The sequence below is a fragment of the uncultured Desulfovibrio sp. genome (genome assembly GCF_944324505.1).
In the GTDB taxonomy this organism is placed as follows: Bacteria; Desulfobacterota; Desulfovibrionia; order Desulfovibrionales; family Desulfovibrionaceae; genus Desulfovibrio.
The window spans coordinates 1-20,549 of the sequence record NZ_CALUWO010000009.1 but is presented as its reverse complement, the minus strand read 5'-3'; the positions used below and the strand labels follow the sequence as shown (position 1 = coordinate 20,549).

16 protein-coding genes and 3 tRNA genes are annotated in these 20,549 nt (G+C 64.8%); 3 read left to right on the top strand and 16 right to left on the bottom strand.

The window, feature by feature from the left end; all coding sequences use genetic code 11:
• The first annotated feature begins 8 nt into the window (after positions 1–8).
• Positions 9–1,259, top strand: a complete 1,251-nt coding sequence (locus Q0J57_RS09050; RefSeq protein ID WP_297219452.1) for a uracil-xanthine permease family protein — start codon at positions 9–11, stop codon at positions 1,257–1,259.
• Positions 1,260–1,590: 331 nt separating this feature from the next.
• Here the strand turns inward: Q0J57_RS09050 and Q0J57_RS09045 are convergent, their stop codons facing one another.
• Positions 1,591–3,015 (bottom strand): histidine-type phosphatase, encoded by a 1,425-nt coding sequence (locus tag Q0J57_RS09045; protein WP_297219450.1) that lies wholly within the window; start codon positions 3,013–3,015, stop codon positions 1,591–1,593.
• 211 nt (positions 3,016–3,226) lie between these two features.
• On the opposite strand from Q0J57_RS09045, the gene argF reads away from it, so the two are divergent.
• Positions 3,227–4,252 carry an ornithine carbamoyltransferase gene (gene argF, locus Q0J57_RS09040; protein ID WP_297219448.1) on the top strand — a complete coding sequence of 342 codons (1,026 nt, stop codon included), beginning with the start codon at positions 3,227–3,229 and terminating at the stop codon, positions 4,250–4,252.
• 573 nt (positions 4,253–4,825) lie between these two features.
• On the opposite strand, the gene Q0J57_RS09035 is transcribed toward argF, so the two are convergent.
• The 12 genes from Q0J57_RS09035 to nadC form a co-directional block, all read right to left on the bottom strand.
• Entirely contained in the window at positions 4,826–5,386 is a 561-nt protein-coding gene (locus Q0J57_RS09035) for a cupin domain-containing protein (protein ID WP_297219447.1), read from the bottom strand.
• Between the two features lie 104 nt (positions 5,387–5,490).
• On the bottom strand, positions 5,491–6,504 hold the full coding sequence (hypE, locus tag Q0J57_RS09030; protein WP_297219566.1) for a hydrogenase expression/formation protein HypE: 1,014 nt from the start codon (positions 6,502–6,504) through the stop codon (positions 5,491–5,493).
• Between the two features lie 16 nt (positions 6,505–6,520).
• Complete coding sequence (gene hypD / locus Q0J57_RS09025) at positions 6,521–7,672, bottom strand: hydrogenase formation protein HypD (protein WP_297219445.1); 1,152 nt, start codon at positions 7,670–7,672, stop codon at positions 6,521–6,523.
• A gap of 70 nt (positions 7,673–7,742) precedes the next feature.
• Complete coding sequence (gene argC / locus Q0J57_RS09020) at positions 7,743–8,798, bottom strand: N-acetyl-gamma-glutamyl-phosphate reductase (protein ID WP_297219443.1); 1,056 nt, start codon at positions 8,796–8,798, stop codon at positions 7,743–7,745.
• A 24-nt stretch (positions 8,799–8,822) separates the two neighbouring features.
• Entirely contained in the window at positions 8,823–9,113 is a 291-nt protein-coding gene (locus tag Q0J57_RS09015; protein WP_297219441.1) for a DUF1844 domain-containing protein, read from the bottom strand.
• 20 nt (positions 9,114–9,133) lie between these two features.
• Positions 9,134–10,318 (bottom strand): alanine--glyoxylate aminotransferase family protein, encoded by a 1,185-nt coding sequence (locus Q0J57_RS09010; RefSeq protein WP_297219439.1) that lies wholly within the window; start codon positions 10,316–10,318, stop codon positions 9,134–9,136.
• Between the two features lie 50 nt (positions 10,319–10,368).
• Positions 10,369–11,562 (bottom strand): class I SAM-dependent rRNA methyltransferase, encoded by a 1,194-nt coding sequence (locus Q0J57_RS09005; RefSeq protein WP_297219437.1) that lies wholly within the window; start codon positions 11,560–11,562, stop codon positions 10,369–10,371.
• Positions 11,563–11,571: 9 nt separating this feature from the next.
• Positions 11,572–13,035, bottom strand: a complete 1,464-nt coding sequence (locus Q0J57_RS09000) for a hypothetical protein (protein WP_297219435.1) — start codon at positions 13,033–13,035, stop codon at positions 11,572–11,574.
• 49 nt (positions 13,036–13,084) lie between these two features.
• Entirely contained in the window at positions 13,085–14,545 is a 1,461-nt protein-coding gene (locus tag Q0J57_RS08995; RefSeq protein ID WP_297219433.1) for a hypothetical protein, read from the bottom strand.
• A gap of 101 nt (positions 14,546–14,646) precedes the next feature.
• Positions 14,647–16,245, bottom strand: coding sequence for an L-aspartate oxidase (gene nadB, locus Q0J57_RS08990; RefSeq protein WP_297219432.1), 1,599 nt, complete (start codon positions 16,243–16,245; stop codon positions 14,647–14,649).
• Between the two features lie 39 nt (positions 16,246–16,284).
• Complete coding sequence (nadA, locus tag Q0J57_RS08985; protein ID WP_297219430.1) at positions 16,285–17,343, bottom strand: quinolinate synthase NadA; 1,059 nt, start codon at positions 17,341–17,343, stop codon at positions 16,285–16,287.
• A gap of 33 nt (positions 17,344–17,376) precedes the next feature.
• A complete protein-coding gene (gene nadC, locus Q0J57_RS08980) occupies positions 17,377–18,255 on the bottom strand; it encodes a carboxylating nicotinate-nucleotide diphosphorylase (protein WP_297219428.1) in 879 nt (292 codons plus the stop codon).
• 148 nt (positions 18,256–18,403) lie between these two features.
• Here nadC and mgtE point away from each other — a divergent pair, with 148 nt between their 5' ends.
• Complete coding sequence (gene mgtE, locus Q0J57_RS08975; protein WP_297219426.1) at positions 18,404–19,969, top strand: magnesium transporter; 1,566 nt, start codon at positions 18,404–18,406, stop codon at positions 19,967–19,969.
• Positions 19,970–20,270: 301 nt separating this feature from the next.
• Here mgtE and Q0J57_RS08970 read toward each other — a convergent pair.
• From Q0J57_RS08970 to Q0J57_RS08960, 3 genes are all read right to left on the bottom strand, one after another.
• A tRNA-Gly gene (locus Q0J57_RS08970) sits at positions 20,271–20,345 on the bottom strand.
• A gap of 16 nt (positions 20,346–20,361) precedes the next feature.
• A tRNA-Gly gene (locus Q0J57_RS08965) sits at positions 20,362–20,436 on the bottom strand.
• A gap of 32 nt (positions 20,437–20,468) precedes the next feature.
• Positions 20,469–20,543, bottom strand: a tRNA-Gly gene (locus Q0J57_RS08960).
• Between the last annotated feature and the right edge of the window lie 6 nt (positions 20,544–20,549).

The following is a 20,549-nucleotide window of genomic DNA, read 5'->3' as shown; positions in this document are numbered from 1 at the left end:
AGGTTGTCATGGCCAAGACCGACTCTTCCGATCCCTGCCGCTACCATTTTCATCCACGGGATGCCCTGCTCGGGGCGCAGATGCTCTTTGTGGCCTTCGGCGCGCTGGTGCTCGTGCCGCTGCTCACGGGGCTGAGCACCAACGTGGCCTTTTTCACCGCCGGTGTGGGCACGCTGGTCTTTCAGATATGCACCCGGGGCAAGGTGCCCATCTTTCTGGCCTCGTCCTTTGCCTTCATTGCTCCCATCATGTACGGCACCCAGACCTGGGGCCTGGCGCCGACCATGGGGGCGCTCATCTTCTCCGGCCTGCTCTATGTGGCTCTGAGCACACTGATACGCTTTCGGGGCACACAGATCATCCTGCGCATTCTGCCGCCCATTGTCACCGGGCCGGTCATCATGGTCATTGGCCTTGTGCTGGCCCCGGTGGCCGTAAAGATGGCGCTGGGCCTCAACGGGGAGGAGCAGAGCATGCCGCGTTCCACGGCGCTGATCATCTCCATGTCCGCGCTGCTGGCCACCATTCTGGTATCCCTGCTGGGCAGGGGGCTGCTGCGGCTCATTCCCATTCTCTGCGGCATCGTGGTGGGGCTGGCGGTGAGCATGGGGCTGGGCGTATGTGACTGGACCCCCCTGCATACTGTGCCCTGGATCGCCATGCCGGAATTCACCCTGCCCCAGTTTGCCTGGGAACCCATGCTCTTCATCATTCCCATCACCGTGGCCCCGGCCATCGAGCACTTTGGCGACATCATCGCCATCAGTTCCGTGACGGGCAAGGATTTTCTTAAGGATCCCGGCATCAAGAATACCATGCTGGGGGACGGTCTGGCCACCATGTGCGCCTGCGCCCTGGGCGGTCCGCCCAATACCACCTATTCCGAAGTGACGGGGGCCGTCACCCTGACGCGGGCCTTCAATCCGGCCGTCATGACCTGGGCAGCCATCTGCTCCATTTTGCTGTCCTTTGTGGCCAAGGTGGGCGCCTTTCTGAGCTGCATCCCCGGCCCCGTCATGGGCGGCATCATGATCCTGTTGTTCGGCGCCATCATGGTGGTGGGCCTCAATACGCTGGTGCGGGCCGGGCATGATCTGCTGCGGCCGCGCAATATGGTCATTGTGGCCCTGATCATCATTTTTGGCGTGGGCGGCATGCAGTTTGACTTTGGCTCCTTCAAGCTGGGCGGGATCGGCCTGGCGGCGGTGACCGGCGTGCTGCTCAATCTGCTGCTGCCGCGGGACAGACTGGATGATTAGACCACACGCGCTGTAGCATCCAGGCGCCTTTTGCCACCAACGGGGTCCGCGGGTTCTGCCCATGGACCCCGTTGCGTTTTGCGCAGAAAAAACGCCGGTGCAGGGGGGCACGGGCAGGCACGTGACGCGGTGAAAGGCTGCTCCGATGGCCGTCAGGACGGCCGCGGAAGGCGGGGAAGAGGGGCATCCGGTCGGCACCGGAGCACACAGACGGGATACGCCGGCGAAACGCGGCGGGAGCAGAGGCAGCGGCAGCAGACCGGGCTGCCCCGCATGGCTGCGCAGAAGGGCTGCCGCCATGACATGCCGCTGCCGGCAGGGGCATGCCGGTCTACGGGGTGGGACGGATGCTGTCGTCCGGGGTGGGGCCGCCGGCTTCCGCTTCGGCCTCGCTGTCACTGAGAGGAACAGTAAAGGCTGTCTTTTCGGATCCCGCCGACACAATCCTGGGCAGCCTGCCGGCCCGGGGCATGCAGTCGTGCCGCAGCACATCCTTCACCCGCTGATGGAAAACGGCAGAGCTGACGGTGGCATCGTCATCATCGCCCACACGCACCGTGAAGGGCACCAGCGACTGGGCATTGGCCGTAAGCTGGCTGCTGTGCAGGCTTTCCAGCGACTGGGCAAAAACCGCAGCACGGATTTCCTGCCTGCCCTGACGTTCCCACAGTTCAAGGGCCAGCACCGTACCGGGCGGAATGGCATTGGCCACATAGCCCGATGCCTGCCAGTGGATATTAAGCAGGGCGGCCACATTGGCCATATTGGCCGGAGTGCCCACAAAGACCACCAGCGAGGCACGGTTGGCGCGGCTGTCCGTTTCCCGCCCGTCAAGGGCAGCCACCATGGCCCCCAGCAGGGCGCTGCCCTGGGCGGCAGCCACCGAGGGGGTACGCTGCACGGCGTTGAAGACTTCCGTATGCAGCACCATCATCTTGCGCAGGGAAGGGGCATCGGCCTGTCCCCAGGCAGCAAGCGCACCGGGCCACTGGCTGTATTCATTGAGAAAACTTTCCACAATGGAGGATGCCATGCCCAGTCCGCCCTGAATGCGCACGGATGTCCCCTGTGCCGCAATGCTGATGATGGCGGGAATGGAGGAGAGCTGACAGTTTTCCGGCATGGCAAAGCGCGCGCACAGTTCAGGCGACACCGGCCCCAGCAGTGAGTCCACCAGGGACATTTGATCGCTCAGGGAATCGCTGAGGCCCGCAAGGCCGTCATCCATGTTCTGGAGCACGTCGGAGGCGGTTTCGGCAATGTTGAAAACGCACTGGCCGGTGCGCACGGGATGAAAGAGAGGATCCGGCATGGCGTCCACAATGGCATAGCTCAGGGCCGAGCTTTGGGGCAGCAGCGCTTCCAGCAGGGAGGTGGCCGTCCCCCGGCAGCGTTGCGTATTGTCGGTACGGACGTAGATGGCTGCCGGCGACGTATGCTGCGGCAGCAGTCCCAGCTGCTGGTAGTGACTGCGCAGCACGGTCCAGAGGTCGCGGATGAGGGCGGCGCCACGGGGGGTCAGTTCGCCACGTTCCACCGGCCAGACAGGCCAGTGGCGTTCGGTCCAGGTGCCGAGCAGGGCGGCGGACAGGGCGGGGGCATGCACGCCGTGATCGGCCAGGGCCACAACCTTGAGCAGGCGGGGCGCCTGCGGATCGGCCGGGGCGCCAAAGCAAGGGGAAACATGGTGCAGCAGCGGCAGCAGACAAAGGCACAGCAGTATCCTTGCCGTGTGCCGTAGCAGATTCCTGAGCATGGCCTTCCTCCTTGCTTTCTTTAGGGGTAAAGAGGGGATGGAGCAATGTCAAGAAAAGAGATTCCCCGCGTGCGTGCCGGGAGGGGCAAACGTATTTCATGGACAAGGTACCCGGACCCTGCTATTGTAACTCTTTCCGATTATGCTGCCGTACCGGGCGCATGGGGCGCACGTGTGGCGGCGGCCGCCTTTGCTGAAGGGTGAAGAGGGCATGAGCAGACTGACCAATCGTCATTTCTTGAAGGAAACGGATTTTACCGCCGAAGACCTGCTGTATCTGCTGGATCTGGCGGCGGCCCTGAAGAAGGCCAAGAAGGAAAAGCGGGAACCCCGCTTTCTGGAAGGCAAGAATATTGTGCTGCTGTTTGAAAAGGACTCCACGCGTACCCGCTGTTCCTTTGAGGTGGGCGCACATGATCAGGGCGCGTCCACAACCTATCTTGGCCCCAGCGGTTCCCAGATGGGCAAGAAGGAATCCATGGCCGATACAGCCCGGGTGCTCTCCGGTTTTTATGACGGCATAGAATACCGCGGATTCGGGCAGGACATTGTGGAAACCCTGGCTGCCTATGCCTCCGTGCCCGTGTGGAATGGTCTGACCAATGAATGGCATCCCACGCAGATGCTGGCCGATATGCTGACCATGCGCGAATGCAGCCAGAAGCCGCTGAAGGAACAGCGTCTGGCCTATCTGGGCGATGCCCGCTATAACATGGGCAATTCCCTCATGATCTGCTGCGCCATGCTGGGGCTTGACTTCCGGTCTGTGGCGCCCCGGCCGCTCTGGACATCGGACGAAATCTTTGCCACGGCCTGCGCCATTGCCGAAAAGACCGGTGCCCGCATCACCCGCACGGAAAGCGTGGATGAGGGTGTGGACGGCTGCGACTTTCTGTATACCGATGTCTGGGTCTCCATGGGAGAGCCGGACGAGGTATGGCAGGAGCGCATCAATCTGCTGACCCCCTACAGCATTGACGCCGAGGTCATGCGCAAGACCAACAATCCCCGCTGCGGCCTGCTGCACTGCCTGCCCAGCTTCCATAACCGGCAGACCACCATTGGGGAAAAGATTTACCAGCGCTTTGGTCTGGAATACATGGAAGTGAGCGACGACGTTTTCGAAGGCCCCAACAGCTATGTATTCCAGGAAGCGGAAAACCGCATGCACACCATCAAGGCCGTCATGGTGGCCACGCTGGCGGATGTGCCGGACGACTTCATCTACGGCAAATAGCCGCCGCACGGCGGGAAAGCCTGCGTCGTGACGATAGCATGGGGGGACCTTCGGGTCCCCTTTTTTGTCGGCATTGCGCTGCCGTTGTTGACGTAAAAACGGTCTGCCGTCTGTGCGGGCCTGTGCCGCAGCCTGTCCGACAGGGACGGGGGACGACGGCCGCTTCTTGTCGGTGACATGCCGTGACCTCGCTCCGGTGGCAGCCAAATGGCGGTCATCGCCTGTGTGCGGTGACGAGATGTGTGCGGCGCGGAGAGGGCGGAACAGCCTGCCCAGGTATGGCCGGGCCGGCAGTACATTGTCGGTCTGTTTCCGGCGCTGCCCCGCGTCATCCGCTGGTAAACAGGCAGACCTTTGACGGAAGGGACGCGCACTGCCGGTACGGGGCATATCATGCAGCAGAGGGTGATCATGCGGCGGGGCGTCCCATGCTGCTGGGTGCAAGCATGGCAGCCGTTGCGGCGACATGGCATGCGCGGCCGGAGAAGGATGCGGGGAAATACCCCGGTGCGTACCGTGGCCGTTGTGCCGCATACCCGTTTGCCTGTGGCCGGGCAGGCGCCGCAGCCCGGATCAGGCGTCGTGGGGTGAGGTGTGGCCGGCTGCGGGGAGGAATTCCGTCAGGATGCGCCGGGTCGCGGCATCAGCCTGCGGCAGACCATGCAGAATGTCCCGTGCATGCGCCGCCAGCTGAAAATCGGCAAAGTCAAAGCCCGGCGCCACGGTGCAGCCCACCAGGGCATACGGACAGCCCGGGGCGGGGCGGGCGGCAAACCAGCAGCCGCCCGGCACCACGCTCACCGGCAGCTGTCCGGAAAGGGGCTGGTTGCCCAGCAGCCGTTCTTCGCCGTGCCCGTCAGGAAAGATGAGCACCAGCCGCAGGGGGCCGCCCAGCAGAAAGTGCCATATCTCGTCAGAATGGAGACGATGCAGCCGGGAATATTCGCCCGCTTGCAGCAGAAAGAGGATGGAGGTGCTGTAATGGCGCCATCCGCCGTACTGCGGCGGCAGGGATGCCGCGTCAATGCCGCCGGCACTCTGCCAGATGCGCCTGTAGTGGCCGCCTTCGGGATGCGGTTCCAGCTTGTACAGGGTGACAAGCTGCGAGGCGGAAAGCTTCTGCCGTGTGCACATGGATATTTCCAGACAATGCGGCGGCAGGAACTCCCCTGCACCGGCGGCCGGCAGCTCCCTGCTGCGCCGGTGAAGGCGGTGCCGTCCTGCCGCCGGACAGGGCGTCAGCAGATGCGCGGCAGCTGGGCGCCTTCCAGCATGCCCAGCAGGCGTTCGCCGCCGATGGGTGTTTGCAGCACCACCTGACCGGCCCTGCCGTCCGTGACACTGCCGATGCGGGCAGCTTCCCTGCCGTAGGGCGTACTGCGCATGGCTGCCAGAGCGGCCTCGGCCCTGTGTTCCGGCACAATGCAGATGCACTTGCCTTCATTAGCCAGATAGAGGGGATCCAGCCCCAGAAAGGAGCAGCCGCTGCGCACCGCTTCGTGCACGGGAATGGCCGATTCCTCCAGCCGAATCTGGACGCCGGACTGCTGGGCAATTTCATTGAGCGTGGTGGCCAGACCGCCACGGGTGGGATCGCGCAGCACGTGCACGTCGCCGCTGTCGCCCACGGCATCCAGCACCGCCGCCACAAGCCCGTTGAGTGGTGCGGAGTCGGACTGCACGTCTGTCAGAAAGGAGAGACCCTCGCGGCTGCCCATGATGGTCAGGCCATGATCGCCCATGGCCCCGCTGACCAGTACGGCATCGCCGGGGCGGGCGGCATGGCCGGAAGGCGCCGGGCAAGCGCGGACGGTGCCGATGCCCGTGGTATTGATGAACAGCTTGTCGCAGGCGCCGCGCTGCACCACCTTGGTATCCCCGGTCACGATCTGTACCCCGGCGGCAGCTGCCGCCTTGCCCATGTCCTCTGCCACCCGTTCCAGGGTGGACAGGGGCAGGCCCTCCTCGATGATGAAGCCGCAGCTCAGATAGCGGGGGACAGCCCCCAGCATGCTCACATCATTGACCGTTCCGTGCACGGCCAGGGTCCCGATGCTGCCGCCGGGAAAGAAGAGCGGCGTCACGGTATAGGAATCGGTGCTCATGGCCAGCGGGCCGTGCAGGTCCAGCAGGGCCGCATCGTCCATGCGTTCCAGCAGCGGATTGGCAAAATGACGCAGAAAGCACTGGCCGATGAGCCGCTGGGAGGCGCGCCCTCCGCTGCCGGCATCAAGCAGGATACAGTCGTCCATCATATCTCCTGTTGCATCAGAGCTGCGAATATTTGTAATAGGCCGCACAGCTGCCTTCGGTGGACACCATGCAGGGACCGACGGGGGTGGCCGGGGTACAGGCCTTGCCGAACAGGGGGCACTGCGGGGGCGTGATGTGCCCCTTGAGCACCTGGCCGCAGCGGCAGCCCGGCAGGGGCGGCACGTCGGGCAGGGGAATGTCCAGCCGGGCCACAGCATCAAAGCGGGCATAGGCCGGGCGCAGGGCCAGGCCGCTCCGGGCGATGCGGCCTATGCCGCGCCACAGGGCGTCGGCCGGCTGGAAATACTGTTCCAGCAGGGCGCGGGCGCGGGGATTGCCCGTATTGTCCACGGCACGGGGATAGGCATTGACCACGGCGGCCCTGCCGTCACGGCGCTGTTCGGCCATGAGGCAGAGGGCCAGCAGAATGTCCGCCGGTTCAAAGCCGCCCACCACGGCCGGCACGTGATATTCGTCAGCCAGAAAGGCATAGGGGGCAAGGCCGAGAATGGTGGACACATGCCCCGGCAGCAGAAAGGCTTCGATGGGCTGTTCCTGTTGCAGGGGGTCATCCAGCAGGGCGCGCAGCGCCGGGGGGACCAGCTTGTGCAGCGAAAAGACTGTGAAATTGTCCAGTCCGCGGCTTTCGGCCATGCTCAGGGTGGCGGCCACCGTGGGGGCAGTGGTTTCAAAGCCGATCCCCAGGAAGACCACGGTCTGCCGGGGATTGGCCGCGGCCAGCGTCAGGGCATCCATGGGCGAGTAGACGATTTCCACCCGCGCGCCCTGGGCCTTGGCATGCTTGAGGCTTTTGCCGCCGGGGCCGGGAACGCGCAGCAGGTCCCCGAAGGTGGCCACAATGACGTTGTCCCGGCCGGCCAGGTCCAGAAAGGCCGCCACTTCCGCATCATGGGTGACGCAGACCGGACAGCCCGGACCAGAAAGATGCCGTACCGCAGCCGGCAGCAGGGAGCGCAGGCCGCTTTGAAAAATGGACACGGTATGCGTGCCGCAGACTTCCATGAAGCGCAGGGACCGGCCGTCCAGAGCCTGCTCAAGTCGGGCCAGCAGGGCGTGGCAAAGCTGCGGATCACGCAGGGAACGGGTGAGCCGTGCGGCCAGATTGCTGTCCGCTGCGGCACCGTCTGTGGAGGAAAAAGGCGTCATGAGGTCACAAGCCCCGGAAGGAAAAGGGTTGTCTGTCCGGGAAGGGCGGTGCCCTTCCCGGACAGGGGAATTACGGCATGAGCGGCGCCAGTTCAAGGCCCGTTTCCACGGGAAGGCCGCACATGAGGTTGGCATTGGCAATGGCCTGTCCGGAAGCGCCCCGGCACAGATTGTCAATGGCCGCCACAATGATGAGGCGCCCGGTGCGCGGGTCCACAGCCAGGCCCAGATCGCAGAACATGGTGCCGCGGACAAAGCGGGTTTCCGGCAGCTTGCCCTTGGGCAGCACGCGGATCCAGCGGCTGCCGGCCCAGGTGCGGCTGTAGGCGGCATGCACGTCATCCAGCGTGGTGGCCGGATTCTTGAGCATGGTGTAGATGGTGGACAGGATGCCGCGGTTCATGGGAACCAGATGGGGATTGAAGGAGACATGCACCTCCCGGCCTGCCAGCAGGGAGACTTCCTGCTCGATTTCCGGTGTATGGCGATGCTTGGCCAGGCCGTAGGCCCGGAAGGTATCGGCCACTTCGCAGTACAGCGAGGAGACGGTCGCCTTGCGCCCCGCGCCCGTGGTGCCGGACTTGGAATCCACCACAATGCCGTCGGTCTGGATGAGGTCATGCTTCAGGGCGGCATACAGGCCGAGAATGGCCGATGAGGGATAGCAGCCCGGATTGGCCACCAGACGGCTGCGGGCCGCCTGGTCCGCATAGAGTTCCGGTAGGCCGTAGACCGCCTGCGGCAGCAGGCTCTGGCGGGTGTGCGGCACATACCATTGTTCGTAGACCTGGGCATCCCGCAGGCGGAAGTCTGCCGAAAGGTCCACCACACGGGTGCCGGCAGCGATCAGATCGGCGGCCATTTCCATGGCCGTGCCATGGGGCACGGCCAGAAAGACCACGTCACAGGCCGCGGCCATGCGCTGGGCATGGAACTCGCTGATGCACACATCGGCGCCGGGCAGTTTTTCCAGGAAGGGGTAGAAGTCACCCAGGCGGCGGCCGGCCTCGGCACGGGAACAGGCTTCCACCAGGCGCATGCGGGGGTGCATGGCCAGCAGGCGGGCCAGTTCCATACCGGTATAGCCGGTAATGCCCACAAGACCGGCGCGAATCATGTCAGCCATGATAGACGTATCCTTTGCAGAGGGTTAACGGGCGGCATTGCCGCATTTCATGACATATTTCATGCGCAGTTCGTAGAGCAGGCTTTCCAGCAGCTTCCGCTCCTGTTCGTCCAGGCCCTGCGTGGTCTTGCGGTGCAGCATTTCCAGCATGTCGATGCTGTGCCGGGCAAGTTCCGGATTGGCGGTCTGGGCGCCGGTATCGGGATTGGGTACCTCGCCCAGCTGCACCAGCGCCGCAGAGGCCAGGGACATGACAAAGGTGGAAAAGGTCACCTCCGGCAATGACGAGGCGGACGACGCATTCTGCTTGTTCATGGCAGCCTCCCCGCAGCGCACTAGCCGTGATGACGCAGAATGGGTGTGCCGGGGGCCACTTCCAGCGCACGTTCGTAGGCATCAAGGCCCTGTTCCAGATAGTCGCGGGCACCGCTGTAGCCGCCTACGGCAGCCAGGCAGCGGTTCAGGGCATACAGGCCGGCCGTGACGTCGGACCAGTCCACCCAGCCCATGTGCCCCACGCGCACAATACGGCCCTTGAGCTTGTCCTGCCCGCCAGCCATCATGACGCCGTACTTTTCGGCAGCCAGCTTCACCACCTGCACGCCATCCACTCCTTCGGGCAGCTTGACGCTGGTGATGCCCCAGGTGAAGTGATCACGGGCCAGCAGCTCCAGGCCCATGACCTCAAGGGCGGTGCGGGTCAGCATGGTCAGCGCCCACTGCTTGCGATAGACCGCCTCCAGACCATCCTTGAGCAGCATGCCCAGGCTCACGTCCAGCCCCACAATGAGGTTGATGGGCGAGGTGAAGAGCGTCTGCCCCTTGAGCAGCTTGTCGCGTTCCTTGGGCAGGTTGAAGTAGAAGCAGCCGGGCGTCAGTTCCTCGGCGCGTTTCCAGGCTCTGGGAGAAAGGGCCAGCAGGGCCAGACCGGGAGGCAGCATGAGGCCCTTCTGCGAGCCGGTGACCAGACAGTCGATGCCCCACGCATCCATGGGACAGGGCGAGATGCTCACGGCCGAAACACCGTCCACCACCAGCAGCAGATCCCGCTGCCGGGTCACGGCGGCCACTTCCTGCACGGGATGCAGCACGCCCGTGGACGTTTCGGAAAGCTGGATGAAAACGCCGCGGATGGCAGGATCCGCGTCCAGAGCGGCAATGACATCGGCTGCTTCGACGGCCTTGCCCCATTCCACGTCAATGGTCTTGACATCCAGACCACGCATGCGGGCAATGTCGCGCCAGCGTTCGCCGAACTTGCCGCCATTGATCACCAGCACCCGTTCGCCGGGAGAAAAGAGACTGTAGACGGCTGCGGTCATGGCGCCGGTGCCGGAGCAGCTCAGCGGCAGCACAGCCTGTTCCGTGCCGAAAAGCGTGCGCAGGTTCCCCTGCACGCGCTGCATGATGTTCATGAAGTCGCTTTTGCGGTGATGAATCATGTCCTGCGCAAGCGCAAGGCGCACCTGTTCCGGCAGGGGCGTGGGTCCGGGGGTCAGCAGTCTGGTCTTGTTAAGCATGGTACACTTCCTTGGGCAGGTCCGGGCAAGGCCGGACCGGTTATGAAAAATCAAGCGTTTTTCTGAACAATGAAACACTTGAGGTAGGCGGTTTCGGGCATGGCCACATGCACGGGGTGGTCCGGTCCCTGGCTGCCGGCGTACAGCATGCGCAGGGCCTGCTTCTGCTTGGCGGCCGCGTGGCTCAGGCAGCGGCGCAGCTCGTCGGCGGGCAGGTGATGGGAGCAGGAGCAGCTCACCAGGATGCCGCCGGGGGCAAGCAGGTGCAGCGCCAGGGCATTGACCCGGTGGTAGGCGGCCAGGCCCTGCGCCATATCCTTGCGGCGCTTGATGAAGGCCGGCGGGTCAAGACAGATGAGGGAAAAGCGACGGCCTGCTTCATGTAGTTCCTGGAGCAGGACAAAGGCATCGCCGCACAGGCCCGTAACGGCCTGGGCACGGGCCAGCTCGGGCGCATTGCGGCCCGCATTGTCGACAGCCAGCTCCACAGCCTGGGGCGAGGCATCCACAAAGGTGACGGAGCGGGCGCCGGCTGCCGCTGCCGTGCCGCCAAAGCCGCCGGCATAGCAGAAGATGTCCAGCACATCGGCCCCGCGGGCATACCGGGCGGCCTCGCGGCGATTGGCCCGCTGGTCATAGAACCAGCCGGTTTTCTGCCCGTCCAGCAGGGGAGCGGTGAAGCGGCAGCCGTTTTCGGGAATATCCAGGCGCCGGGGCACCGGCCCTTCCAGCACCGACTGGCGGGAAAGCTGTTCCAGACCGCGGGCCGCCAGATCATTGTCCCAGAGGATGGAGGAAGGATGCAGCAGCTCGTGCAGGCAGGCGGCCAGCTGTTCGCGGCGGGCCTCCATGCCGGCCGTGCCCAGCTGCACGGTCAGGTGGTCGCCAAAGCGGTCCACCACCAGGCCGGGCAGCAGGTCGCCTTCGCCATGGCAGAGGCGGTAATAGGGCACGTCAAAAAGGCGCTGCCGCAGGGCCAGTGCCGCCGTCAGCCGCTCCCGCAGCAGGGCCTCGTCCAGCTCGCGGTCAGGGTGGCGGCTGTAGAGACGGGCACAGATGAGCGAATGCGGGTTCACAAAGGCACTGCCGATGACACCGCCCCGCGCATCCCGCACGGTCACGCCTTCACCGGGCGCAAAATCGGTGAGGGGGCTGCGCTGCCCGTCCACCTCGTTGCCGAATATCCAGAGATGGCCGGCACGCAGGCGGCGGTCTTCGCCTTTTCCAAGCCAGAGGGTACGCATGCCGTCTCCTTATTGTGCGGTGCGGGGCAGGGCTTCCACCAGGGCTTCCAGCGTGCGAGGACCGGGGGTGGCCGTCAGGCGCAGCAGGGAAAGCTGGCTGGCCGGATCGCTGGCGGAGAACAGAAACAGGGGGACGCCCGGCTGCGAGGTCAGGTGCAGGCTGCCCGGCCGGGCAATGAAGTCCTGCAGGGCCTGCATCATGGCTGCGCCATTGTCGCTGCCGTCATTGAGGGCAGCGGTCCCGGCCGAAAGAATCATGCGCGAGGTGGCGGCATCAGGCGAGATGTTCACGGCAATCAGGGCCATGAGTCCCTTGTCTGTCAGGGTCATGTCCAGATTGGATATTTCGTCCGCAACCGTCCCCAGCACGCTGGCCGTGGGCATGTCGTAGGCATAGGAAAGCCCGGCCACGGATTCCACATTGACCGATCCGGTGACATGCCCCAGCCCCTCGGCACAGCGCACCGTGCCATTGCCGTTGATGTGCAGGGCATCCATGCCGGGCAGGTTCACGGGCAGCAGCAGGCGCAGGACGCTGACGGGAATGCTCAGGTCACGCAGCGAGCTTCCCAGGGTCTGGCTGTCGCCGTCCTGGAGCCAGTCCATGCGCAGTTCCTGCAAAGACAGCAGGGTAACGGGACGGTTGCGCACCGTCAGCCCGGAAAGGGTCAGCAGGGAAAAGGCCGGCTGCTCGGCATAAAATTCCTGCAACAGGCTTTGCAGGGCCTCCGATTCATCGGCTTCGGCCAGCAGTTGCCACTGATCGGCGGTGGGCAGCAGCAGATCACGGATTTCCAGGCTTGCAATGGTGGTGTGCATTTCCTCCACGTCCAGGGCAAGCTCCTGCGCCACGGCACGTTGCGTGCGCGTGGCGGAAAGATTTTCGGCCTGGAGCGTTTTGCAGGACAGCCGGCTCAAGGTGACGTCATTTCGTTTGATTTCCTGCTGGGTGTCCGTGAAGCTGGCGCTGCCGATGACAAGCGCCTGCAGGAGGGCATGCGTGGCCTCCGCCGAACCATGTGACCAGTCGCGGCAGACCTGGGCGGGCAGGCTTACCTGCCGGAAGTCGCCGCGCCGGGCACGCAGCAGGAGGATGCTGCCGTCAGGCTGGGGCTGCTGGCCCGTCATGTCCGTCAGGTGCAGGCTGTCCAGCAGCGTCAGGGTGTCTTCGTGGGGCAGAAGGGTGTCCCCCAGGGGCAGGCAGCTCAGCAGGCCCTTCCAGGACAGGGTGGCCTGCAGGGTCCCCATGTCGCAGACAAGGGGGGCGCCCATGCCTTCCGACAGCACCAGATGCACGCCCTGTAGGCGAACCTGACGGGAAAGCAGCGAAACGTCGCGGGATGCCACTGTCCAGCCCTGTGGCAGGGCGGCCAGCTGGGCATCCACCTGTTTCTGGAACAGATAGCCCGCACCGCCAAACAGGCCTGCCACAAGCAGGCAGCAGAGGAACAGAGCAAGAAGGCATTTTTTCATGAGAGGTTCTCCCCGGACTGGATATCAGTGGAAAAGGACTGTCGTTCAGTTATTTCTGCATTTGCAGCAGTCTGTCAATCTGTTCACGCAGAAAGTCGGGTCCCGGCTGTACGGAAAGGCGCACATCCTGTGCCCAGCCGGACGGCGATTCCCACAGGGGAGCATGTCCGCCGGGAGTGGTGCTGGTCAGATGCAGGCTGCCCGGCCGGGCCGCAAAGCAACGCAGGGGACGCAGAATGTCCGGGGGCAGGGGATCGGGCAGCCGGGCCTGCAGGGCAGCCAGCGGATCATGCCCCGGACAGTTCAGCGCCCACAGGGCCAGCAGGCCCCGGTCGTCAAGGGTCAGATCCAGATTGCTCCAGCGCCGGCTAGCGGGGGATGCGTGCAGGCGCACCGTATAGCGCAGGCTGGCCGGGGTGCTGTTCACCATTACCCGCAGCCGGCTGTCTCCGCCTGTTTGTGTGCAGCGTTCGCTGCTGCCGTCAAGGGACCAGAGGTCCTGTCCCGGCAGAGACAGTCCGAGAAGGGCCGCCAGCGCCGGCACATGCAGGCGTGCCCCGTCAAGGCGCAGCTGTTCCCGGCGGTCGCCGTCCGTGGTCCGCACGTCACGGGAAAGGGCTTGCGCATCCAGCAGGGTCTGTCCGCCCACCAGACAGGTCAGACCGCTCACGGACCAGTGCAGCGGCCTGTCCGTTGCGGCAGGTGTGTCCAGCGCCGCAAGCAGCGCCTCTTTCGGTTCCCGGGCGGCCAGCAGGGCCGGCAGGGACAGGGCTGAATGCCGCACTTCCCGGCAGGCAAGGTCCGCCTGGCTGTCACGCACGTTCAGGGCCGTGCCCCGCAGCGTTTGCATGATGCCCTGATGCAGGGCCTCCGCATGCAGTTCCTGCAGGGAGACATGCACGGGCCGCAGGAGCGAGGGCTGTTCCAGGGCAAGAAAGCGGCAGCGCAGTTCATGCAGATGCAGATGTTCCGGCAGGTGACGGAAGGACATCTGCCCGGCCAGAAGGGCCTCTGCCGCATCGGCATCCAGGCTCAGACGGGCGATGTGCGCCCGCTGTATGCGGCAACGAAAGGCGGCGGTCTGCCAGGAAAGTCCCGTGGCCTCCACATCGGCCAGCAGGGGCAGGGGCGGGCGCGGTGCAGCGGGGGCGTCCGGCAGCAGGGCCGGCGGCATTGGCGGCAGCAGAAGCCCCAGCAGCCAGCGGGGCAGGGGCACCAGCGGCCGCAGGGCGCACAGGGCGGCGCTGTCCAGCGTGGCTGTGAGACGGGCCAGATGCAGGCGTGAGCCGTCAGTCTGCGTCAGCGTAAGGTCATGCAGGGTCACCTGCCGCTTGCGCAGGGAAAGGCTGACCCCGCCCGCATGCAGACCGGGGGCAGGCACTGCCAGCAGGGCGGGAAGCCGGTCGTGCAGCGCGTTGCCCAGGCGACTGTCCAGCCAGGCCATGCCGCCGGCCAGCGCCCCCAGCGTCACAAGCAGGGCGAGCAAAAGGGCAAGAAGAATTTTTTTCAAGGAGATGGCGGCGGTTTTCACAAAGGCCGGAGAGAGTAGACGGCAGAAGCGGAGCGGCCCGCACCGCCAGGTCGGTCCGGCCGCTCCTGCCGTCAAAAGGGTCAGTTGACGCGGTGATGGCAGCCCAGGCTGACGGGGTTGCGCATGGCGGCCTGGGTGATGACGTAGGCCGTCTGCGAACCGTGGAACAGATCCACGAGCCGCCGGGATATGCGGGTGGTCTTGTAGAAGTCGTGGATGTGCCGCACCAGATCGCGCATGTCTTCGAATGCCCGGCGCAGGCGGGGCGCCGTGCGGGAAATGCCCACATAATTCCACATGGTGCTGCGGATGTTGGCCCAGTCCTGCGCCACCAGGGCCGGGTCGTCGCGCTGTTCGTCGCCTTCATGCTGCCAGTCGGGGATGGCATCGGCCTGAACCTTGGGGATGACGCCGACCTTGCGGTCCAGCTGACGGGCCAGATCATGCCCGCAGGCCATGCCCCACACAAGCCCCTCCAGCAGGGAGGTACTGGCCAGGCGGTTGGCCCCGTGCAGGCCCGTGCAGGCGCATTCGCCAATGGCATACAGACCGGGCATGGATGTGCGCCCGTGCCCGTCGGACAGGACGCCGCCGCAGAAGTAGTGCGCCGCCGGCACCACGGGGATGGGTTCCTTGCGGATGTCGATGCCCACTTCCAGGCACTGATTGAACACCGTGGGGAAGCGCGTGGGCAGGTCCTGCTTGACGTCGCTCACATCAAGGAAAAGGCAGGGGGAGCCGCTGTGCAGCATTTCCTCCATCATGGCCTGCGCCACGATATCGCGTGGGGCAAGGTCACCGCGTTTGTCGTGGCGCAGCATGAAGGGCTGGCCCTTTTCATCCAGCAGATGGGCGCCTTCGCCACGCATGGCTTCGGTGATGAGGGGGCGGCGGTTGCTGCGCTCCTCATACAGGGCGGTGGGATGAAACTGCATGAACTCCAGGTTGGCCAGGGTCACGCCTGCCCGGGCCGCCATGGAAATACCCGCGCCCACGCAGTCCGGCGCGTTGGTGGAATGCAGAAAAACCTGGCCCACGCCGCCGGTGGCCAGAACGGTCCAGTCCGCCAGAATGGTTTCCGGTTCGCCGCTTTCCTCATTGAGAACATAGGCGCCAAGGCAGCGATTGGTGATGTTGTAACGGTACTGCGTGGAATGGTCATGGTGACGGCTGGTCAGCAGGTCAATGGCCGCCCGGCGGAACAGGCGGGTAATGCGCGGATGGGCCAGCACCTGGGCAATGAGGCCTTCCATGATGGCCCGCCCGGAATAGTCGGCGCAGTGCAGGATGCGGTTGGCCCCGTGCCCGCCTTCACGGGTCAGGTTGAAGCTGCCGTCGGCATTGCTGTCGAATTTGATGCCGGCGCGCCGGATGAGCATGGCATCCACGCAGTCAGGCCCCTGGCGGCAGAGCTGTCGCACGGCTGCCCGCGAATTGTAACGATGGCCGGCTACAAGAATGTCGCGTTCCAGGGCGCGGGCCTCGGCCTCCCGGTCGTCCGTGGCCGCACGGTAGATGATGCCGCCCTGGGCCAGTTCCGAATTGCCCTTGCCCAGACCTTCCCCCGCGCTGATAAGCAGCACTTCGTGGCCGGCGTCAGCCAGTGTGAGGGCGGCCGTGCAGCCGGCAATCCCCGAACCGATGATCAGAACAGGCACATGACAGCGGGTATGACTCATAATACTACCTTTTTGCCTTTCGGCGGTTACAGGTCGGAACTAGCGGGCGCAGATATCCAGCATGCGGGTCAGCGTCAGACGGGCCGGCGGGCACTGGGCCGGGTCCACCGTGAGGGCTTCGGCCGTGCCGGCAGCAATGCCTTCCAGCAGGGTCAGCAGCCGGGCTTCCGTAATCTTGGCCATATCCGGACAGATGGCCTGTGCCAGGGGCAGGACCGTGCAGGTGGCGGCGTGGCGCCGGCCAAGGCGTTGCACAAGATTGGTTTCCGTGCCCACCACAAGGGTGCTGCCCGGTTTTTCGTCAGCCAGGCGGGCCGCTTCCCTGATGATGTAGGAGGTGGAGCCGGCACCGTCGCACAGGGCGATGACCTCGGGGCGGCATTCGGGATGCGCCACCACGGTGCATCCGGGATGGGCCGCGCGCATGGCCAGAACCTGGGCCTCGGTCAGTTCTTCATGAATGGGGCAGCAGCCCGGCCAGAGCAGCATGTCCGCCTGCCAGAGGGGATGGCTTTTGTCCTGTTCGGCAGGCGTCAGCCCTTGTTCGTCCAGCTCCAGCTGGCACCAGTTGCTTTCGTTCAGGCCAAGCTGCCTGCCCGTGTTGCGGGCCAGGTGCCTGTCCGGCAGAAAGAGCACGCCACGGCCCTGGTCCAGTGCCCACCGCAGCACGGTGCGGGCATTGGCCGAGGTGCAGACCGTGCCGCCGTATTCGCCCACCACGGCCTTGAGGGCCAGGGTGGTATTGACATAGGCCACGGGAATGACCGGACGCCCGCCGGCATGCAGGCAGGCAAGAACGGCGCGGGCGCGTTCTCCCGGTGCCATGAGGGACATGGCGCAGTCCGCATCCGGGGCCGGCAGATAGACATGCTGCCCGGGTGCGGCCAGCAGGGCCGCCGACTCGCCCATGAAGTAGACCCCGCAGAACACGATGTGCTCGGCCGTGATGTCCGGTATGCGGCGGGCCAGCTCCAGCGAGTCCCCCGTGATGTCGCAATGCTGTATCACGGCGTCGTTTTCGTAATGATGTCCCAGGATACAGAGGCGGGAACCCAGTTTGCGCTTCAGTGCGGCGATGGCGTCGGTGGTGGTCTGCATGGTGCCTTTCCTTGCGGTGATAGGGTGCAAAAGCTAACCCTGCTGCAGGGTCATGCTGAAATCTGCCGCCACGGCGGAATGTGTCAGTCGTCCCACGGAAATGAAGTCGGGACGGCGCGGGCAGCAGCGGGCCAGGGTGCCAATGGTTTCCAGGGTAACGCCGCCGCTCACTTCCGTTTCCAGGTCCGGCGGAACGAGGGACAGGGCCTCGCAGAGCAGCGGCGGGCGCATATTGTCCATCATGATGCGGTCGGCGCGGGCAGCCACGGCTTCGCGCACATGGTCAAGGGTGCGACACTCCACCTCGATGGGGGGACAGGGCTGATAGCGCTGGCGCAGCCGGGCCACGGCAGCCACAATGGAGCCGGCGGCATCGATGTGATTGTCCTTGAGCATGAGCATTTCCGTCAGGTCCCGGCGGTGATTGCAGCCGCCGCCGACCAGTACGGCATATTTTTCCGGCCAGCGCAGGCCGGGCGTGGTCTTGCGCGTATCCAGCAGGCGCACGCCGGAGCCTTCCAGTTCGTGCACGTAGCGGGCCGTGAGGTTGGCGATGCCCGAAAGGTGGGTGATGAAATTGAGGATGACCCGTTCAGCCTTGAGCAGCACCACGGCCGGCCCCTGCATGCTGGCCACCTCGGTCATGGCAGCCACGCGGCTGCCCTCGTCGACCAGGCAGACAGCGCTGACCCGGTCTGCCGCGCCCATGCAGCGGAAAACCTCTTCCATGACGGGCAGACCGGCCACCAGGGTATCTTCCTTGGCGCGGATGACTGCCCGCATGGGCGCATCGGCCGTAAAGAGTCCCTCGGCCGTCAGGTCCGGGCCGTCTTCATCCAGAGCCAGTTCGATGGCGCGGTCCAGGAAAGTCCGTCCGCGGCCGGAGAAAAAAGTTGCCCAAGGCGTCAACATTTGCTTGTCCCGGTAGGAGGTGCGTGCTAAGTCCATGCCGGAAGACGGCATGCAGTATCCTTGATAAATTCAGTGCCCCGTTGCGTCAAGGCGGGGTCTGAATTGAGAGGTTTTTCACAACAGGTCGCCAGATGTTCAGGCAGGTCCCATGAGCGAGCAGCAGAACAGCCCACAGCAGCACAATTCCGCGGCGGATGTCCCTGCCGTTGTTCCGGCCCCTTCCCCGCAGCAGGGGAAGACGGATGCCGCGCCTTCCGTGGCGGGGCCGGCCTGTTCGCTTGTTCCCGGGGAGCTGCCCGCCGCCGTGCCGCCGCCGCTGGACCCGGAGGCGGGGCGGGGCATGGTTTCCGGCGCGTTGCCCGGTACGGGAGATGGCGCCGCCTCCGCGGAGGAGCGCCACAGCTACAGCGTGCCGGATATCTGCCAGGATGAAGAGGACATGGATGCCGAATTCATTCATCCGGCGGACATGGCGGATCACCTCGAGAATCTGAGCCTCGAAAAGCAGGTCTGCGCCCTGCGCCACATGAACACCGAGGACGCCGCCGAGGCCCTGGCCGAGCTGGATGGCAGCGTGGCCGTGGACGTGCTGGAAAATCTCGATGCCGATGTGGCCGCCCAGATCATCGCGGAAATGGAGCCGGACGACGCAGCGGACGTGCTGGATGAGCTGGACGAGGAACATCGCGACGTTCTGCTGGGCAAGCTGAACAAGGAAGATTCCGAAGAGCTGCGCAATCTGCTCAACTTTGACCCGGATTCCGCCGCCGGCGTCATGAATACCGAGCTGATTCTGCTGGAAGAAAGCATGACCGTGGACGAGGCCATTGCGCACATCCGCAGCGAAATGGCCGACAAGGAAAGCCCCTACTACGGCTATGTGGTGGATTCCCATGACGTGCTGCTGGGGGTGCTTTCCCTGCGCGACATCATGCTGGCCCGTCCCGGCACCGTGGTGGGAGACGCTGTCCGGGATCAGAGCGTGGTTACCGTGCCCTATGACATGGACAAGGGCGAAGTGGCCAACCTGCTGTCGCACTACAATTTTCTGGCCATGCCCGTGGTGGATCACGAGGGGCATATCATGGGCCTTGTGACCTATGACGACATCATGGACATCATGCACGAAGAGGCCAGCGCCGACATGCAGGGCATGGTGGGCGCCGACCCCGGCGAAAGCGTGGATACCCCGTGGCTGGAGAGCGTGGCCAAGCGACTGCCCTGGCTGGTGGTCAACATGGTCAATTCCGCCCTGTCGGCGTCGGTGGTCTATATGTTCGAGGGCAGCATAGCCCAGATGGCCGCCCTGGCCGTGCTCATGCCCATGGTGGCCAATCAGGCCGGCAATACGGGGCAGCAGGCGCTGGCCGTCATGATCCGTCAGCTGGCCACGGACCGTTTCGAGCAGAAAAAGGCCTGGCTGGCCGTGCTGCGCGAAGCCAAGATCGGCCTGGTCACCGGCATATTCATGTCGTTGCTGGCACTGGGCGGTGCCTGGGTCTTCACGGGCATTCCCCTGGTAGGCATTGTCATGGGCGGTGCACTGCTGTGCGACATGATGCTCGGCGCCGTGGCCGGGGGGTCCATTCCGCTTATTTTCCGGGCCATGGGGCGAGATCCGGCCCAGGCCTCCAGCATTTTTCTCACCACTATTACTGACGGCGCAGGCTTTTTCATCTTTCTGGGCCTGGCAACGCTGCTGCTGTTTTCCTGAAGAGTCGCCGGGCTTCGGCCAGCGGCACCGGCGGGGCCTGGCTCAGGACTGCCGCGCGGTGCCACAGGGCAAACAGCCGGGTGCAGGCAGGGTGCGCCGGCAGGCAGCGGGCAGCAAGGTGCTGTTTTCTTTCTCCACAGGATGCCGCAGCTGCGGCAGGCGGGCGCAGAGGGGCGGGACGGTGCCCGCCGTGCTCCAGGACAGGAGTGCACGCCCCGCCGCGCTCGCACGGTATGGGAAGCGGTGGGATGGCGAAGCCCTGCGCATAAAAAAAGACCCTGCTGAGCAGGGTCATGAATTCTGGAGCGGGAAACGGGATTTGAACCCGCAACCTTCAGCTTGGGAAGCTGACACTCTACCGTTGAGTTATTCCCGCCGGAGAAAGGAGACTGTGGAGCGGGAGACGGGATTTGAACCCGCGACTTCAACCTTGGCAAGGTTGCACTCTACCACTGAGTTACTCCCGCAGAGTGAAGACATCCGGCTATGCAATTTTTTGTGGAGCGGGAGACGGGATTTGAACCCGCGACTTCAACCTTGGCAAGGTTGCACTCTACCACTGAGTTACTCCCGCAGAGTG

What these genes read in the sequence shown, in the direction of transcription:
- argF (WP_297219448.1), top strand. Translation starts at nt 3,227, where the DNA reads ATGAGCAGACTGACCAATCGTCATTTCTTGAAGGAAACGGATTTTACC.
- argC (WP_297219443.1), bottom strand. Translation starts at nt 8,798, where the DNA reads ATGGCTGACATGATTCGCGCCGGTCTTGTGGGCATTACCGGCTATACC.
- Q0J57_RS09050 (WP_297219452.1), top strand. Translation starts at nt 9, where the DNA reads ATGGCCAAGACCGACTCTTCCGATCCCTGCCGCTACCATTTTCATCCA.
- nadC (WP_297219428.1), bottom strand. Translation starts at nt 18,255, where the DNA reads ATGTTGACGCCTTGGGCAACTTTTTTCTCCGGCCGCGGACGGACTTTC.
- nadA (WP_297219430.1), bottom strand. Translation starts at nt 17,343, where the DNA reads ATGCAGACCACCACCGACGCCATCGCCGCACTGAAGCGCAAACTGGGT.
- hypE (WP_297219566.1), bottom strand. Translation starts at nt 6,504, where the DNA reads ATGGACGACTGTATCCTGCTTGATGCCGGCAGCGGAGGGCGCGCCTCC.
- Q0J57_RS09010 (WP_297219439.1), bottom strand. Translation starts at nt 10,318, where the DNA reads ATGCTTAACAAGACCAGACTGCTGACCCCCGGACCCACGCCCCTGCCG.
- hypD (WP_297219445.1), bottom strand. Translation starts at nt 7,672, where the DNA reads ATGACGCCTTTTTCCTCCACAGACGGTGCCGCAGCGGACAGCAATCTG.
- mgtE (WP_297219426.1), top strand. Translation starts at nt 18,404, where the DNA reads ATGAGCGAGCAGCAGAACAGCCCACAGCAGCACAATTCCGCGGCGGAT.
- nadB (WP_297219432.1), bottom strand. Translation starts at nt 16,245, where the DNA reads ATGAGTCATACCCGCTGTCATGTGCCTGTTCTGATCATCGGTTCGGGG.
- Q0J57_RS09035 (WP_297219447.1), bottom strand. Translation starts at nt 5,386, where the DNA reads ATGTGCACACGGCAGAAGCTTTCCGCCTCGCAGCTTGTCACCCTGTAC.
- Q0J57_RS09000 (WP_297219435.1), bottom strand. Translation starts at nt 13,035, where the DNA reads ATGAAAAAATGCCTTCTTGCTCTGTTCCTCTGCTGCCTGCTTGTGGCA.
- Q0J57_RS09005 (WP_297219437.1), bottom strand. Translation starts at nt 11,562, where the DNA reads ATGCGTACCCTCTGGCTTGGAAAAGGCGAAGACCGCCGCCTGCGTGCC.
- Q0J57_RS09015 (WP_297219441.1), bottom strand. Translation starts at nt 9,113, where the DNA reads ATGAACAAGCAGAATGCGTCGTCCGCCTCGTCATTGCCGGAGGTGACC.
- Q0J57_RS09045 (WP_297219450.1), bottom strand. Translation starts at nt 3,015, where the DNA reads ATGCTCAGGAATCTGCTACGGCACACGGCAAGGATACTGCTGTGCCTT.